Source organism: Pedobacter sp. N36a, from assembly GCF_014472395.1.
Taxonomy (GTDB): Bacteria; Bacteroidota; Bacteroidia; order Sphingobacteriales; family Sphingobacteriaceae; genus Pedobacter.
Map to the genome: position 1 here is coordinate 143,680 of NZ_JACSZW010000006.1, position 17,029 is coordinate 160,708.

Consider the following 17,029-nt stretch of genomic DNA (forward strand, 5'->3'; position numbering starts at 1 on the left):
TAGGAGGATGCCGCCTTTAACTGAAAATTTCTCCCTAGCTAACTATGAGGATGATGATGACGATTCTGGCTTCTGCTGTCCTTGCTGCTTACTGCGGTAACTAAGAATTCAATCCCACGCTTAGGGCCATATTCATAGCTAAACTGCTTATTGTGGTAGCAAATGATTCGGAAAAAAATAAAGCCGAAAACCGCAGAGTTGACTTGGTTAAAATCGTTTAAAAGTTAACGTCTGGATCTTATTGTCCAGGATAAGTTAATTTTATCAAAAGCCTTAGCCCAACTTCGAACAATCAAAAGTTCCTTGCCAGGAAAGTGGGTAGTGCTTATGTATTCAAATCAGTAGCAGACACGACAAAGGTATTGGATGTATATGCGGGTTCAAGTGTAGACGGAACGAAGGTGCAGGTATATACTTTCAAGAATGGGAATTCTTAGAAATGGACTATTGAAAGTGCAGGAGGGGGCTATTTAAATATAAAATCACTGGTCGGTTCTAATAAATCTCTGGATGTAAACTGAGGGTCAACGGCAAACGGCACAAAAATACAGATCAACACTTCAAACATTTCGAATGTTCAAAAATTCAAGTTGGCAGCGCAGTAAATCGAGAACCTTTAATATGTTATAAGCAGCCTAGAGATCATCTAGGCTGCTATTATTCCATTCCGGTAAAGATCTAGTGCAGTTTGCAAAATGCTTTTGATCGTTTTTACGGGCAAATCTTTGATTGGATTAACCCGGAAAATCTTCATCCGGGAACGCTCACCCTTTTCCAGTTTGGGATGGTCCAGGTGTTTTCCTTCTACCATCAGGAGATAAGGTTCTTCCGTTTTTTTATCGATCCATAAATAGCAAAACATTTTCTTTTTGTAACAGAAGCAGGGCATTCCATATTTCCGTGTTTCGGTAACTTCATGGTCCTGCTCAAGAATAATACTTCGTAAAGCAAGCAGACAACTTTTGTTCGGCTCTTTTTGATTCAGGTAGTAGTTTTGAAGTTCTGTTAACATAGATGGATTTTGCTGTAATACTAAAATACTATATTGAAAGTATTTATTGTGAGGTAATTTACGACAATAAGTGCAGGCAATCAGCCCTGCTTTGATCGACGCATTTTTATTCAATGTTTTATTCCAAAGCGTTTCTTATTTTAACATTAGCCCGCAAAACCAACATTTCATAACTATTTATTCATTTAGAATCAAAGTTCAATTAATACGCTAGCAACATCTTCGTACCATAAAAAATCTTAAATATATTATGGTAAGAAAACTACTATTTACAGTATTATTACTGTGTTTTTGTGCGCAACATTCCCTTTTTGCACAGACCACACAAGCCTCCATTTTTGGGACGGTTACGGATCAACAGAAGAAGCCAATTCCTGGTGCTTCGGTGCAGGTGAAGAACGCCTCCACAGGTTTCAGCAGCAGGACCTCTACAAATGCTAAAGGAGAATATACTTTTCAGGAGCTTCCTTTAGGTGGTCCGTATTCAATTACGGCTACTTTTATGGGCTTTGCAGAACAAACAAGAACGCTTGCTGCTTTAAACTTTGGTGATGCGGCAAGAGTTTCTATAGAAATGCATGAATCCTCCCAAGATTTGAAGGGTGTGGAAGTAGTGGCTTCAGGCCTGAAAAACAAGGTTCAAAATTTCGGGGCATCGACAGAAATCTCTGCTAAAACGATGAACCAATTGCCTGTAAACGGTCGTAACTTCTCTAACTTAATGGACCTTTCTCCCTTAAGTCGTGGGAACGGGATTGCCGGACAACTGGCTTCTTCTACCAATTTTACAATTGATGGGATGAGTGCTAAAAACCCGACCTCATCGGGAAGTACCACCAGCCGCAGTGGTGCACCTTACTCCATTTCCATGGAAGCCGTTCGCGAATTTAAGGTTGTAACCAATCAATACGATGTGACTTTAGGCAGAGCAGGCGGTGGTACGGTGACTGCAGTTACCAAATCTGGTACGAATACGGTTTCCGGCAGCGCGTTCATGTATGGAAGAGCAGACTGGTTATCGAGTCCTTATGACATCAGAGGCGTGAAACGTAACAACGATTTCTCTACTTACCAGTATGGCTTTACTTTAGGCGGACCAATTATTAAAGATAAGCTGCACTATTTTGTAGGATTGGATCATCAGAAAGATTCCCGTCCATTAATTATTGCAGACATTAACGGCCTGGCAGATGAGATGAGGTTTAAAATTACCGATGCTACTTTGGATAAATTCTTAAGTATTGCACGTTCAAAATATGGCGTTGCAAATACACCTCAATATGGTACATTCGACAGAACCCGTGGTTCTGATGCCGCATTTGCCCGTCTAGACTGGCAGATCAATGAGAAAAACCTGTTAACTGTTCGTGATAACTATACCAACGACAGAAATCCATTAGGTTTAGCAGATAATACAGCCATCAACTTTTACGAGAGTTATGGTAATGATAAAAACGTAGACAACAGCTTATTGGCTACTTTACGTTCTACGATCAGCAGCAAATTGACCAACGAATTGAAAGTACAGCATTTATACACTTATCAGGCGAGTACACAAAACGATGAGCTTGGCTTTGCTATTCCAAGAGCAGTAGTGGGTAATATTCCTTCTAAACTATCGGACGGTTCAAGCGCGAGTACAGCCATACAAATTGGTGGCCACCGTTTTGGACAAGAAGGTTTTACCAATAATGTTTTCCAACTGGTAGATAACTTGTACTACAATACAGATAAAGTAAAATATACATTTGGTGTTGACCTCATGTATACCCATGCAAAATCACTTTATGGAAGTGAAGTAAACGGAAGATTCGAATATACCAATAATGATGCTGGTACCTCATTGGAGAATTTTGATAACCTGCTTCCAAACAGGTATTATCGTGAAGTACCTTTAGTGGCAGATCCAACAGTGAAAGCCGGAATCTGGAATACCGCGGTGTATGGACAGATGCAAACTAAATTGGCCCGCGGACTGGAATTTGTAGGCGGTCTGCGTTTGGATTACAGTTCTTACCCAACATCACCACTCAACGAAACTTTGCTGCAGGAAGTAGGCGTAAGAACCGATAATAAACTGAAACAGTTTTTAATTCAGCCAAGAGTTCAATTCAACTGGGATATCAATGAAAATAGAACGGATTTCTTACGTTTCGGAGCAGGTATATTCGGGTCAGATGTCAACAATTATGTCACTATTAATAACTTAACTTTTGATGGAAAGCATTTAGCAACGGTAGATGTGATCAATAACAATGTGCCTAAACCAGACTTTATCGGGTACAGAAACGGTACGGCTACCGCACCAACATTAGCATCATTACAGTTGCCAACGATCAATACCTATGGGCCAGATGCAAAAATACCTATAGTCTATAAAGCCAACTTATCCTACAGTAAATTGATTAGCGATAGGTTAAAAGTTGGAATCACCGGTTATGCAAGTTTAGGTCGCCACAACTATATGTACGTAGACAGAAACATAGTGGCAAAACCATTCTTTACCTTAGCTAATGAAGATAACCGTGGTGTGTTTGTTCCTCAAATGCCAAGTAATGGTTCTCCAGACTGGAAAGAAGGCCGTATCAGCAATAAATTTGGCCGTGTACTCGAACTAAATAGCGAAGGTAAAGTAAACCAGTTTGCAGTAGTGCTGGATGCCACATGGAAATACTTCAAAGATGGTGAAATCTCTGCGAGTTATACCTGGAACGATGCAAAAGACAATACTTCTTACAATGGTAACGTAGCAAACTCTGCCACTTTATCACTGCCAGTAAAAGATGATCCGAGAGATTTAAGGCATATGACTTATTCTGATGGTCAGTTCAGAAGTAAAGTGGTGATTTATGGTACATTGCCAACATTCTACGGAGTAACTGTTGGTGTTCGTTATTCTGGAATTGGTGGTACACGTTACAGCCTTTTATCTGGAGTGAACAACAATGGAGACTTTGTACCTAGCAACGATTTAGCTTATATTTTCGATAGAAATAACCAGGCTGTTCCTCAGAATGTTCGTGCAGGTCTGCAAGCGATATTAGATAACCCGCTGGCCAGCCAAAGCTTAAAAGATTATATCCTGGAATACTCAGGTAAAATTGCCCAGCGTAATGGTGGGATCAATGAATTCTTTGGTGTAGTAGATGTTAGAGTAAGCAAGAAGTTTAAAATATATAAAACACATGCGATCGATGTTTCCTGTGATATCTTCAACTTCGCCAACTTATTGAACAAAAAATGGGGTGTAAATGAGTCGATGGGTAATCAGTCATTGTATGCTTTAAACGGAAAAGCAGAGGTAAAAGCTACGCCTACAACTCCAGCAATCCCTGCAATTCCAAACTACGATTCCGTAACACAATCATTCAATTATAAAGTGAATAATACAGGTATTGTGAATCCTTCAGGTAATCCATACCAGTTTCAAATTGGTTTGAGATATGGGTTTTAATAAGAGATTGGATATGCCAAAATTGAAAAAGAAATAGGCGGAATCATTAAAACGCCCCTAGAATGGAGAAGGGTTCAGAATTGTCTAAATTCTGGACCCTTTTTCTATATATAGAAATCAATCCTGGTATTGAATTTAAATGCAGGACAGGTAAAAAAATTAGGGTCAGCGATACCAGGTGCCAGCCTTAAAAACCCATTCTGGCGTAACCAGTTCCCCTCGGAATTTATTGCTATACCAAGGGCTAAGGGATCTAGGATTTCTGAGGATATGAATATTTTGAGCAGGCATATAGCTTTGCGCTAGCAGGAAACGTCGCTCCCCGGCATTACTTATCGCTAAATCCATTACAATAACCGTATGACCAGGCGACCCTCCTTGCAGAAATACATCCCCGGGAAGAATATCATCTGCTGAGCTAACCCGTTTCAGCTGCTTGCTTAAGGATAAGGTACCAGCATAGGTAAACACGGTTTGCAGGTAGTCATCAAAATCAGCCCGCTGATCAGAAACACCTTTGGATTTTACCTTCTTCAATTTTTCCCCTTGCGGTACAAACCGGTAACCCTTTCGCCAGGAAGCATAATCCATAGGTGTATCATCCGCGGTCAGGAACATGATTTTTGCATATTGCTTGTTTGCATATTGCCATTCTGCGTAAAGGCGGATCACCGCATCGGCACATTGCAGTAAGTCTTTTTTTCCAATGCTGATTTCTAACACCGCATATTGGGCTTGCAGATTCCGCTTTTTCTGGCCATTATAAAGGTATACGGTATGGTCTTTCTTAAGCTTTAAATGTTGCAGCCAGTAAGGGAATGAACCAGATCCAGATTTCAAGCGCTTGAAATTTGCCGGACCGGGGATATTTCCTACTTGCTGTGCAAAGGCGGGTATCAACAGAAAAGTTATGATAGAACAGAGCGCTAGTAGTTTCATTTTTTTATTAGATCGCTGATGGGTTTATAAAGGTCGAAATCCAGTTTGGAGGAAGGAAGTTAAGGTATTTTTTGTTGAAACGATGCTGATATGAATATTGAGCCTATATTTGACGTGAAATCTTTTAGGATCAGTAATACTCCGTCTGATCATTAAGAAAACAAATTATGGAACACAATTTTACAGCAATTGATTTTGAAACTGCTCATGGTAAACGCTGGAGTATTTGTCAAGTTGGCCTGGTACGCGTTGAAAATGGAATCGTTAAAGAAACGATTAACCGTTTGGTTTGTCCGCCAGATAATATCTATTTCTACAGGAATATTGAAGTACATGGGATCACTCCTGAACGTACGCGCAGATCTCCGAATTTTTCGGCAGTATGGAGGGAAATTTCTTCATTTATTGATGGACAAACAGTAGTGGCGCACAATGGTGCTTTTGATTTCAGCTGTCTGGCGCAGACCCTGGATTATTACCAGATCGCACAGCCGGTATATGATAAGCAGTGTACCTATAAAATTTATAAGCAAAAGTTAGCTGCTTTGTGTCAGGAATATCGGATTCCACTGAACCATCATGATGCTTTGAGCGATGCACTGGCCTGTGCGGAATTGTATAAAATGCACTTAAATAAATAAATAAGTGCTGCTGGGTTAATAAATGAGAGATTCCGGCTTGCCTTACTACAATTTGATCAGGAAAAAAGCAAGTAATGCAATGTATTCATGAAGTTCCACCCTCAAAATTTTTAGTGCCTTACAAATCCGGTAATTTACCGTTTGAACGGAAACATTCAGCATTTCTGCGATTTCTTTATGGCTAAGGTCCTGATTGCGGTTCATCTCAAATGCTTTCCTGAATTCCTCAGGTAATTTATTGACTGCATTCGTGTAAATGACAAAAAGCTCACTGTACAAGTATAAATCGGGGGAGGAGAACTCCTCCTCAAATTTATCAATGATCTGCTGATGTACCTTGCTTTTTACTTTATGATGCGATATTTTGTTCAGTGCTCTATTTTTAACAATGGTAAAAAGCAGTGATTTTAACTTTAGATTGACGAGTAAAGCAGTTCGGTTTTCCCATAGCCACATCATCGTGTCCTGCACAATTTCTTCTGCTTCGGCCGGGAGGACATATTGAGTGCAAAAGGTATATAGACTTCTGAAATAATACCTGTAAACATAATCGAAGGCATCTTCATTGCCCTGATTCAAAGCAATTATAATCCCATTGTTGTCTTCAATATCAAATCCTTGGGAGAATTGTCCCATTTCCTATAGTTTTGTTGGCAAACATAACTAAAACTTTGAACAAACAATTCCAGGTGCTTCCATATTTTTGGCTTTCCTAATTTAGTATATTTGGTTCGAGAACTGTATTACATCTAGCAGCATCAGATAAATAATGGAAGAAACGGTATTATTGAGTTATCTTAAAGGAGAAACGAGCAAGGCAGAAAGTCAGGAAGTAGAAACCTGGACGGAAGCTGATGCTGGAAATTTAAAAGTTCTTGAGCAATTGTATTACGTGACTTTTTTAGGTGACCGTCTAAAAGCTGCCGAAAAGGTAGATGTAGAAGGAGCATTAGCCAGGTTCAAATCTGATCTCCAACATAAAAATTTAAAGCTGGACAAGAAACCTCCTTTCTGGAGAAAGTATGCTGCTGTTGCCGCGGCTTTTATCATAGGGATTCTTTTTGCGGGAATATTATTTCGCGCGTCTTTCAGTTATCAATCTAACTATACTTTCTTAACCGGCAAAGGGGAACGTGCACAAGTGCTATTGCCCGATGGGACCAAAGTATGGCTCAATTCTTCCACTTACATCAATTTTCAGTCTTCTTTTTTTGGATTTAGCCGAGGATTAGAGCTGAGCGGAGAAGCTTATTTTGAAGTCGCCCCCGATAAATACAGGCCATTTGTAGTCCGCACAAACCATGTGAACACGACTGTGCTGGGTACTAAGTTTAACATCCGGTCCCGCAAGGATGAGGAGCGGGTGGTGACTAGTTTATTAACTGGCTCCATTAAAGTGGGGATATTTGATCAGGCGGAAGAAAGTCAGGAGTTTATCCTGAAACCTGGACAGGAGATCGCCGTAAATACAAAAACACTCCAGTCAGAATTGACTAAAAGCATCAGACCTGAGGATATTCTTTTATGGATCGATGGGAAGCTTAATTTTAAGAATTCTACGCTTTTAGAGATTACCCGCGCTTTAGAAAAACATTTTGATGTTCGGTTCTCCTTTCAAAATACCGCATTGGAAAATAAACGCTTTACCTGCGAATTTGAAACAGATGATGATATTGCCCAAATATTAAAAATCCTGTCGCTCACCAATCAGCTTAAATATCAGCAGGATGGACGTAATATCCGCCTTTTTGATTGACAGTCTAATCCCCAGAACCTTTTTCTTTTGGCATTCCCCTTTGATGCGCACAGTTTCCTGAGCTGCTTTTCTAAAGTATTTAATAATTATTTGGCTTTCGGTTTAGTAACCCTACCGGCTGACTTGTATTACCATCAAATACGCCAAGTATTAACCTAACCAAATATTGTATGAATCTGAATAATGCTCCTTAACCATGGGCGGATTGTTTCTGGCAAAGAATTTAAAATTAAATTCCGCCATCCAAGCCCTAATCTCAATTTTCAAACTAACCAAACAAGAAAAAATGAATCAACTTATAAAGCATAGGTTTTTGCAGTTATTTTTAATGCTATTGTTTATATGCTCAGTTACTTTAAACGCTAATGCACAAAACAATACCTTGAATTTAAACTTTGCAGACGTCCCCCTGGAGAAGGTATTAAACGAAATCAAGAAGCAAACCGCACTCTCCGTGGTTTTTAACAATAAAGATGTAAATACTGCCCGTAAAGTTTCGATTAAAGCGAGCAATGAAAAGGTCTCCACAGTGCTCGACAAACTGTTTAAAGGAACCAATATCGCTTACCTGATGGAAGATAAATATGTGGTGCTCTCTATTAAAAAAGATGCTGAGCCATCCGCACAAGAAAAATTCCCGATCAAAGGTAAGGTGACCGATAACAAGGGAGAGCCCTTAATTGGCGTGTCAATTATGCCATTAGATAGTAGGAAAGGCGTTTCAACAAGTAGTGACGGCAGCTTTCAGCTTAGCGTTTCCAAAGGAGAAGTGATAGAAATCAGTTACATCGGCTTTGCCAAACAACGGATTACGATCCAAAACGACAAACCTTTAAATATCACCTTGCTGGAAGATTCGAATCTACTGGATGATGTAGTCGTGACGGCCCTAGGTATCAAACGCTCGCAAAAAGCATTGAGTTATAATTTGCAAGAAATCAAATCTGCTGAAATCACGGACATCAAAGACCCGAATTTTATAAACGGACTATCAGGTAAAATTGCCGGAGCAACAATCAACGCCTCTTCTTCAGGTATTGGCGGTGCAACAAGAGTGGTGATGAGGGGCCCTAAATCCATTAATGGCAGCAACAATGCGCTGTATGTGATTGATGGTATCCCGATTTCAAATACCAATAACGGCGCTACAGAAGGGGAGTATGCCATGCAGCCACGAGGCGAAGGTATATCCGATCTGAATCCTGAAGATATTGAAAGTGTAACGGTGCTGACTGGTGCAGCAGCAGCAGCGCTTTATGGCAGTAATGCCGCAAATGGTGCCATTCTGATCACTACTAAAGCAGGAAAAGTAGGCAAGCCAAAAGTGGATATTTCCAACAGCACCACTTTCATGAATCCCTTTGTAATGCCTAAGTTTCAAAATACTTATGGCAATAAACCGGGTTCTTACTCCAGCTGGGGAGATAAACTGGAGGTTCCATCTACCTTCGACCCCAAGGACTTTTTTAACACAGGTACCAATATTCAGAACTCAGCATCGCTATCCGTTGGGAATGAAAGGAATCAAACTTATTTATCTGCAGCTTCAACTGATGCCGCGGGAATCATCTTAAACAATAAATATAAGCGCTATAATTTTACTTTTAGAAATACAACCAACTTCCTGGACGACAAGATGACCCTTGATGTGGGTGCCAGCTATATCATCCAGAACGATCAGAATATGATGGCTCAAGGGAAATATTTTAACCCCTTAACCGCTGTTTATACCTTCCCAAGGGGAGAAAGCTTTGATGCGATCCGTCAGTATGAACGTTTCGATGAAGGACGAAATATCATGGTGCAATCCTGGCAATATGGTGCTAATGGTTTGGATATGCAAAATCCTTACTGGGTGGCCAACCGCAACCTCTATGGAAATAAAAAAGACAGGTATATGCTCACTGCCGGTTTAAATTACCAGATTCTGGATTGGCTGAAAATAGGCAGCCGTGTGCGTCTAGACAATTCGGTAAATACGTATACCAAACAATACTATGCCTCCACAAGCGGACTGTTTGCAGGGCCGAAAGGGTTTTACTTAAAGCAGAATGATAGGGACAATCAGCTGTATACCGATGTGATTGTAAATATAAACAAGCAGATCAACGATTGGAGTATTTCCGCGAATGTGGGTGGATCTCTAAACCGCAACAGACTGGATGTTTTCGGTTTTCAAGGACCCTTGAAAGATGTTCCAAACTTCTTCTCCAGCAATAATATTGATGTTGCCGGTCGCGATGCCAGAGGTTATGATGAACTGGGTTTAAATAATAAAATGACCGTTTCTGCTTTCGCCAGTGGCGAATTGGGCTGGAAAAATCAGTTGTACCTAACCGTAACAGGCAGGAACGACTGGGATTCTACACTTTCTGGAATGCCAGATGATAATTTCTTCTACCCATCAGTTGGGTTGTCGGGCGTAATCTCGGAGATGTTAAAACTCCCTGCCGCCATCTCTTACCTGAAAGTCCGTGCCTCATGGGCTTCTGTAGGCTCTGGAATTCCAGCATATATCGCCTCTCCAACCTATAAAAAAGATGAATCTACAGGAAAGTGGATCACAAATACCCACATGCCAATTGATAAACTATATCCGGAAAGAACGAACTCATGGGAGTTTGGTTTAAACAGTAAATTCCTTGGGAATAAAATCAATCTGGACCTGACGTATTACCATTCTAATACCACAAAACAGACCTTTAATATGCCTATTTCGGCCTCTTCCGGCTATTCTTCCTGGTATATCCAGACTGGAGATGTTCAAAACAGAGGATTGGAACTGGCTTTAGGCGTTAACAATACTTTTGGTGATTTGAAATGGACCTCTACTTATTTGCTGGGCTTCAATGAGAATAAAATCATCAAATTATTCGACAAAGGGTTGGTAGATCCATTGGGGAATATTGTAGATACCGAGCAGATCGGTAAAGGTGGAATACTTTCCAGCGAAATCATTCTGAAAGAAGGCGGAACAATAGGTGATATGTACACTAAAACTGCATTGAAACGTGATCAGGAAGGGAATTACTGGGTGGATCCAGCAACTGGTGGACTAGTGATCGAAAACAATGTCATTCAAAAAGTAGGCAGTGTATTGCCAAAAAGCAATATGAGCTGGCGAAATGACTTCACTTATAAAGGAGTAGAATTTGGTTTCATGTTCTCTGCCCGTTTAGGCGGTGTGGTGGTTTCACCTACTCAAGCCATCCTTGATGGATTTGGAGTTTCCGAAGCCACAGCAATTGGAAGAGATAATGGCGGTATTCCGGTAAACAATGGCAATGTAGATGCACAGAAATGGTACGAAGCAATTGGTACCGGCGGTGTGCTTTCTCACTATGTATACAGCGCCACGAATGTACGTTTGCAAGAGGCCAGAATCGGCTATACATTGCCTGGAAAATGGTTTAATAATGTCATGAAAATGAATGTTTCTGTAGTCGGCAGAAATCTATGGATGATCTATAATAAAGCACCATTTGATCCTGAAGTAACCGCCTCAACAGGTACCTATTTTCAAGGCTACGATTACTTCATGCAGCCTAGCCTGAGAAACGTAGGCTTCAGTGTGAAATTACAATTTTAAAGATCTTAATAAGAAAAGAAATGTATAGAAATAGATTCATAACACGATTTAAAGTGATCAGCTCATTTTTCATATTGACCTTGACTTTCTCCTCTTGTGCTGATGCATTGAAAGATATCAATCATAACAACACACAGTTGGATGAAGAGTTAATGAAAGGTGACAACTTTAAGATGGGTGCCTTTTTCCCTCAAATGCAGGAGTATGTGAACCCCGTACAGGAAAATGCTTATCAAATGAATAATAACCTGATAGGCGACATATATGGCCGTTACATGAGCATCACTAAGCCGGACTTCTCAAAGAATGGTTTTGGTTCGTTTAACGCCCCTGCCAACTGGATCAACTCTCCATTTAATGATGTATTTACCAAGATTTATGGAGCCTGGACTACCATCAAAACAGAAACTAACGGAGAAGGTGTGAACTTTGAATGGGCGCAAATATTACGTGTAGCTGCCTTTCAGCGCATTACCGATATGTACGGCCCCATTCCTTATTCAAAAGTGGGTGCTGGTGGAACCGGTGTTGCTTACGACACACAGGAAGAAGTGTATAAAGCCATGTTTGCTGATTTAACCAAGTCGATTGATGTGTTGACAGGTTACGTACTCCGCAGTCCTGGAACTACTCCAATGAAAGATTATGATGAAGTGTATGGTGGTGATTTTCAAAAATGGGTAAAGTTTGCCAACTCTTTAAAGCTAAGAATGGCCATGCGCATCGTCTATGCAGATCCGGTATTGGCAAGGAAAATGGCAGAAGAAGCCGTAAACCATAGCATCGGACCGATCAGAGCAAACGCAGACAATGCGGCAATTGCTTACCCTAAAAACCCGATCAACATCATGTGGGATGCCTATAGTGACACCAGGGTTGGGGCAGATATTGTAGCCTATATGGATGGTTATAAAGACCCCCGCATGAGCAAATACTTCCAAACCAGTAAGACCATCAATGGGAAAACCGGTTATTACGGAATCAGAGCTGGGATCAACATTACCAACCTTCAGAATATGCTGAACTATTCAGCTCCTGTTGCCGCCCCATCAGATAAATTACTCTGGTTAAACGCTGCGGAAGTAGCTTTTCTTCGTTCAGAAGGCGCAATGAGAGGTTGGAATATGGGCGGTACAGACGAAAACCTTTACAATGAAGGCATCAGGCTTTCTTTTGAAGAGCGTGGTCTGACCGGTGCCGATACCTATTATGGCAACAATACCTTAACGCCTGGCAATTATACCGATCCATACGCCACTTATTCGGCCTCGGCAATGAGCAGCATTACCATAAAATGGAATGCAGCCGCAAACACGGAAGCAAAACTAGAGCGCATCATTACGCAAAAATGGATTGCCATGTGGCCATTAGGACAAGAGGCATGGTCTGAACAGCGCCGTACCGGGTACCCTAAGTTTTTGCCAACCTTGGTAAACTACAGCGATGAGTCTGATTTGAAAACCAAGCTGGCCGCACGTATCCCTTTCCCTCCCAAAGAACTGGAAAACAATGCTAAGAATTATGCAGATGCAGTAGTCAAACTTGGCGGATTGGATAAATACGGAACCAGGTTATGGTGGGATAAGAAAAACAAATAGAAGATCAGGAATTAAGAATTAAAATATGAAAAAGTTATTTAAATACTTTCTATCACTAACAGCAGTTGCAGCGTGTTTAATGTCCTGCGAAAAATGGACGGAGGCAGCAGCAGAGAAAATCGATGTGCCCGGAAAATCAGAAGCCTATTATCAGAATTTGCGCGACTATAAAAAGTCGGATCACCAGGTCACTTTCGGCTGGTATGGAAACTGGACTGGTGTAGGGGCAAGCTTAGAGAAATCTATGGCCGGATTGCCAGACAGCGTCGATTTTATCTCCATGTGGGGCGGATGGAAGAACCCTTCAAAGGCCCAGTTGAAAGACCTGAAATTCGTTAGAGAGGTGAAAGGAACCAAGGCATTGGTGGTATTTCTGGTGTTAGATATTGGTGATCAGATTACTCCTGATGAATACAATACCAGTCTGGCAAAAAGAAAAGAGTTCTGGGGCTGGAAAGATGGAGATGATGCCTCCATTCAATCGGCCATCGTGAAATATGCCAATTCAGTGTGTGATACCATTGATAAATATAACTATGATGGATTTGATATGGACTGGGAGCCAAATTTTGCCCACCCATTTGAAACCAATTACACAATGAAACCTGCAGAAAGGATTCGCACATTTATAGAAACAGTAGCCAAACGTATTGGGCCTAAGTCTGGTACTGGTCGTTTGTTTGTAATTGATGGAGAACCTTATGCGATCCCGAAAGACCTGGGTGGTCATTTCGACTGGTTTATCGTGCAAGCCTATAACAGCTCAGGAAATGCAGATTTAAACACCAGATTGAACCGGATTGTGACCTATTTTGATGGCGTGGTGCCCGCAAAGGAAGTCGCGAAGAAGCTGATTGTAACCGAGAATTTTGAACAGTTCGCCCTTACCGGCGGCTATACCAGGTTTAGAAATCCAGACTATATTTCGGCTGCTCAAACTCCTGGTGTGCCGCAATACATCCCTTCCTTAAAAGGAATGGCCTTATGGCAGCCTACCGTAAATGGAGAAGTCATGAAGAAAGGTGGAGTAGGAACATTTCACATGGAATATGAATTTGTAGTGCCCAATAAAGTGGGTACCTATCCCTTCCTGCGAGAAGCCATTCGCATCATGAATCCTGTAAAGAATTAATTTTTTAAAAGACAATAACATGAAACATAGAATTAATAAGTTGCCATTAATTGTTTTCGTAACCACCATTTTTTCACTTAGCCTGTTTGGATGTAAAGATGCAGAGTACACGGTGATCAAAAACTCTATTTACCTGTCCGACGCAGAAACTGCCACTTCTAAAAAAGTGACCGTAGATGAAAAAGGAGGTTCGGCCACCGTTTCCGTACGCATGGCTAATAAAACAAATCAAGAGGTCAAAGTGACCATCGAGGCTAATGAAAGTGCAGTGCGACAGTACAACTCAAAGAACGGTACAAATTACATGCTCTTGCCAGCTGATAATTATACTTTCTCTCAGCAAAATCTGAGCATTCCGGCAAACCGTATCGGTGCAGATCCTGTACTGATCAATATCAAACCACTGAGCAAGGAATTGGTCGAATCCGGAAATAGTTACGCGATCCCGGTCACCATCACTTCTGTGGCAAACGGCCCGCAAATATTAAATGGTACGGAGACTTTCCTTTACATCATTGATCAGGTGATTACCACCGATGTTCCTACAATTAGTAGTAAGAACAACCTGAAAATGAACATGAGAAAAGACTATGCCTTAACGCAATGGTCGGTAGAGTATAGGTTAAATATCAGTTTACTAGGGACTAATATCGGTCAGTATAATAACCAGGCCATGTTTGCCGCATCTGCTCCCGATGGTATGGATGGAGAGATTTATTCCAGATTCGGAGATGCCCCAATTAAAGGGAGTATTTTCCAATGTAAAAATCAGGGCACACAATTTAACAGTGTGACGGAGTTTAAGCCAAATACCTGGTACCACCTTGCCATTGTAAATGACGGCGTGAAGATCCGGTTTTACATCAATGGAAGGTTGGATATTGAGATCGACTCCCCAGGGAAAATCACCAATCTGGCCAGAAACAAATTTGTTTTCGGTAACACCGATTATTTAAAAGCAAATGTTTTACTGAGTGAGATGAGGTTCTGGACAAAGGCAATTACTCAGACACAAATTCAAAATAACATGTTTGCCATCAATCCGAAAACAGAAGGATTGGAAGCTTACTGGAAGTTAAATGAAGGCGCTGGGAATAGCTTTGCTGATGCGACAGGAAATGGAAACACCGCAGTCTCAGTTGGACAAACTACTTGGGTAAAAGGGGTGCGTTCTGACGAACAGAAATAAACCATAATCATTTAATTTATAACCTGATGACTTTAATTTTTACAATTAAGGCATCAGGTTTTTTTATGTTACAGCAGATAATTCCATTAACATGACAAATTCCAGCACTACCGTAGAAAGCAATCCAAACAGTAAAACATACCAAAGTATATCGATTTTCATCCTCCATTTGATCCAGAAAATGATGATCGCAAAAAGCGGGAACGTATACATGTAAATGAGAACGAAGTTAATGATAAAGCCGAGTGGTGTAGAATAATGATCGGTAATGAAAACTGAAATGAGCATCTGTGCCAGCCAACCTGAAATTGGAAGTGTAAAACATAACACCCATTTCCAAACCAGTTTCATTCGCAGTGTTTCCGGATAGGCTTTGCGGTAATTCTTTACGATGAGCACCACCATTAAAGCCATTAAAAGCACTAATACGACCAGCTGAACATGTTTTTTGGTAATCACATCTGCTCGGATATCTGGCCTGCTGGAATCCATCAGCTCACCAGCTTTGAATTGCTGAATTTCAGTGGTCTCTCCTTTAACAAAAGTCTTTTTACTGAGAATATGATCCTGGGAATCCCGGAAAGTCCAGATAGCATCTTCAATCCCATCCTTATAAAACCCCTCAATTAATACCTGATTGCCGTTTTTTCTGACAAATTTACCATCCAAACGACCGCCCTTGAATCTGAGAAAATCTTCGTAATGCGGCGTTTTTATAACAAGAGAGGTGACCTTCCCAGGGGGCATCAGGTTTTCAATATCTTGCATCTCATTGCGGACCATTTCTTCCAGCTGGTTAACGATAATGTTTTTATCGTAGTCGTCTTTTATAACCTGTCTCCTGGGAGTCAGTAATTCTTTTACCTCTACCACCAATAAGGAATCGAAATGGTAAACCGCAAAATCCCCCTCATAGTAAGTAGAATCTGGCAGTACCTCAGACTTAAAGAGCACATATTGTGGCTGATCGAAACTTTGATGATACCTGGGTACACTACTTGCACAAAATGCGAAAAATGCCAGTAAGGCAATAAAAGAAGGATTCAGGTTAAGGCTTATATGACGAAGCTTTAAGCTGTACCAGGCCAGTGGCAGCATAATTAAAGCGATGATGTCAGTATGATCAACAACGCGTTGAATGGGGAAGAAATAGGTGCTGAAAAAGGCAATGAATGAATTAGCATACTCGCTTTTCCAAACCAGAAACAGTAAGCCGGTAAGTAGAAATATAGCGAGTTTACGTTTAGGGAAAAAGACCGACCAGAAAATCGGGAAGATAAATAAACCACAGAAATCAGATAGCTTACCAGTCAGTGTATTATGAAAAGCCGCCTTTAGGTAGAAATCATTGAGGAGGAGGAGGAACAGGCAAAGGAAGAACGGTAAAGTGCTTAAAGGTTTTAATTGATCGGAGCGGCCCATAATGATTGTCGTTTCAATTTATACAGAATTACAGATTAGGTAACCCTTGCTGTAAAAAAACGGACAGCCATTTCTCCTTTAGGGTGGATCAGGTAGTTTTGTGGAATGCAGCGGATATCATATGTTTTCGCAACTGCTCCAGTAGGATCTATGGTTTGTGAAAACGAAGAAGTACGATCAGCTTGAACTGCTTTGAACCATTACTCATGTTGGTATGCCTGATCCAAAGAAACCGCCATCACCTCTAAATCATTGTCCTTATGGGTAGAAAAATCGGATAACTTTAGTTCCTATCCT

The 17,029-nt window shown here is 40.9% G+C and carries 12 protein-coding genes; 8 read left to right on the top strand and 4 right to left on the bottom strand.

Annotation, left to right across the window (positions count from 1 at the left end):
- Positions 1 to 263: 263 nt before the first annotated feature.
- Positions 264 to 437, top strand: coding sequence for an RICIN domain-containing protein (locus H9X96_RS22920; RefSeq protein ID WP_370576741.1), 174 nt, complete (start codon positions 264 to 266; stop codon positions 435 to 437).
- 209 nt (positions 438 to 646) lie between these two features.
- On the opposite strand, the gene H9X96_RS13660 is transcribed toward H9X96_RS22920, so the two are convergent.
- The gene (locus tag H9X96_RS13660; protein WP_255431109.1) at positions 647 to 1,126 is read right to left on the bottom strand and encodes a DUF1801 domain-containing protein; all 480 of its coding nucleotides are present in this window, start codon (positions 1,124 to 1,126) and stop codon (positions 647 to 649) included.
- Positions 1,127 to 1,262: 136 nt separating this feature from the next.
- On the opposite strand from H9X96_RS13660, the gene H9X96_RS13665 reads away from it, so the two are divergent.
- Positions 1,263 to 4,466 (top strand): TonB-dependent receptor, encoded by a 3,204-nt coding sequence (locus H9X96_RS13665; RefSeq protein ID WP_187666830.1) that lies wholly within the window; start codon positions 1,263 to 1,265, stop codon positions 4,464 to 4,466.
- 165 nt (positions 4,467 to 4,631) lie between these two features.
- On the opposite strand, the gene H9X96_RS13670 is transcribed toward H9X96_RS13665, so the two are convergent.
- Entirely contained in the window at positions 4,632 to 5,405 is a 774-nt protein-coding gene (locus tag H9X96_RS13670; protein WP_187666831.1) for a DUF4846 domain-containing protein, read from the bottom strand.
- 167 nt (positions 5,406 to 5,572) lie between these two features.
- On the opposite strand from H9X96_RS13670, the gene H9X96_RS13675 reads away from it, so the two are divergent.
- Positions 5,573 to 6,046 (top strand): 3'-5' exonuclease, encoded by a 474-nt coding sequence (locus tag H9X96_RS13675; RefSeq protein ID WP_062547533.1) that lies wholly within the window; start codon positions 5,573 to 5,575, stop codon positions 6,044 to 6,046.
- Positions 6,047 to 6,091: 45 nt separating this feature from the next.
- Here the strand turns inward: H9X96_RS13675 and H9X96_RS13680 are convergent, their stop codons facing one another.
- Positions 6,092 to 6,682: an RNA polymerase sigma-70 factor gene (locus H9X96_RS13680; protein ID WP_187666832.1), complete on the bottom strand. Its 591-nt coding sequence runs from the start codon at positions 6,680 to 6,682 to the stop codon at positions 6,092 to 6,094.
- Positions 6,683 to 6,815: 133 nt separating this feature from the next.
- On the opposite strand from H9X96_RS13680, the gene H9X96_RS13685 reads away from it, so the two are divergent.
- From H9X96_RS13685 to H9X96_RS13705, 5 genes are all read left to right on the top strand, one after another.
- Positions 6,816 to 7,802 carry a FecR family protein gene (locus H9X96_RS13685; RefSeq protein WP_187666833.1) on the top strand — a complete coding sequence of 329 codons (987 nt, stop codon included), beginning with the start codon at positions 6,816 to 6,818 and terminating at the stop codon, positions 7,800 to 7,802.
- Positions 7,803 to 8,115: 313 nt separating this feature from the next.
- Entirely contained in the window at positions 8,116 to 11,391 is a 3,276-nt protein-coding gene (locus H9X96_RS13690; RefSeq protein ID WP_222943905.1) for a SusC/RagA family TonB-linked outer membrane protein, read from the top strand.
- 20 nt (positions 11,392 to 11,411) lie between these two features.
- Positions 11,412 to 12,989, top strand: coding sequence for a RagB/SusD family nutrient uptake outer membrane protein (locus tag H9X96_RS13695; RefSeq protein WP_187666835.1), 1,578 nt, complete (start codon positions 11,412 to 11,414; stop codon positions 12,987 to 12,989).
- 25 nt (positions 12,990 to 13,014) lie between these two features.
- A complete protein-coding gene (locus H9X96_RS13700) occupies positions 13,015 to 14,121 on the top strand; it encodes a glycoside hydrolase family 18 (RefSeq protein WP_187666836.1) in 1,107 nt (368 codons plus the stop codon).
- A 19-nt stretch (positions 14,122 to 14,140) separates the two neighbouring features.
- A complete protein-coding gene (locus H9X96_RS13705) occupies positions 14,141 to 15,310 on the top strand; it encodes a DUF1735 and LamG domain-containing protein (protein WP_187666837.1) in 1,170 nt (389 codons plus the stop codon).
- Between the two features lie 63 nt (positions 15,311 to 15,373).
- Here the strand turns inward: H9X96_RS13705 and H9X96_RS13710 are convergent, their stop codons facing one another.
- Positions 15,374 to 16,732 (bottom strand): hypothetical protein, encoded by a 1,359-nt coding sequence (locus H9X96_RS13710; protein WP_187666838.1) that lies wholly within the window; start codon positions 16,730 to 16,732, stop codon positions 15,374 to 15,376.
- Positions 16,733 to 17,029 lie beyond the last annotated feature (297 nt).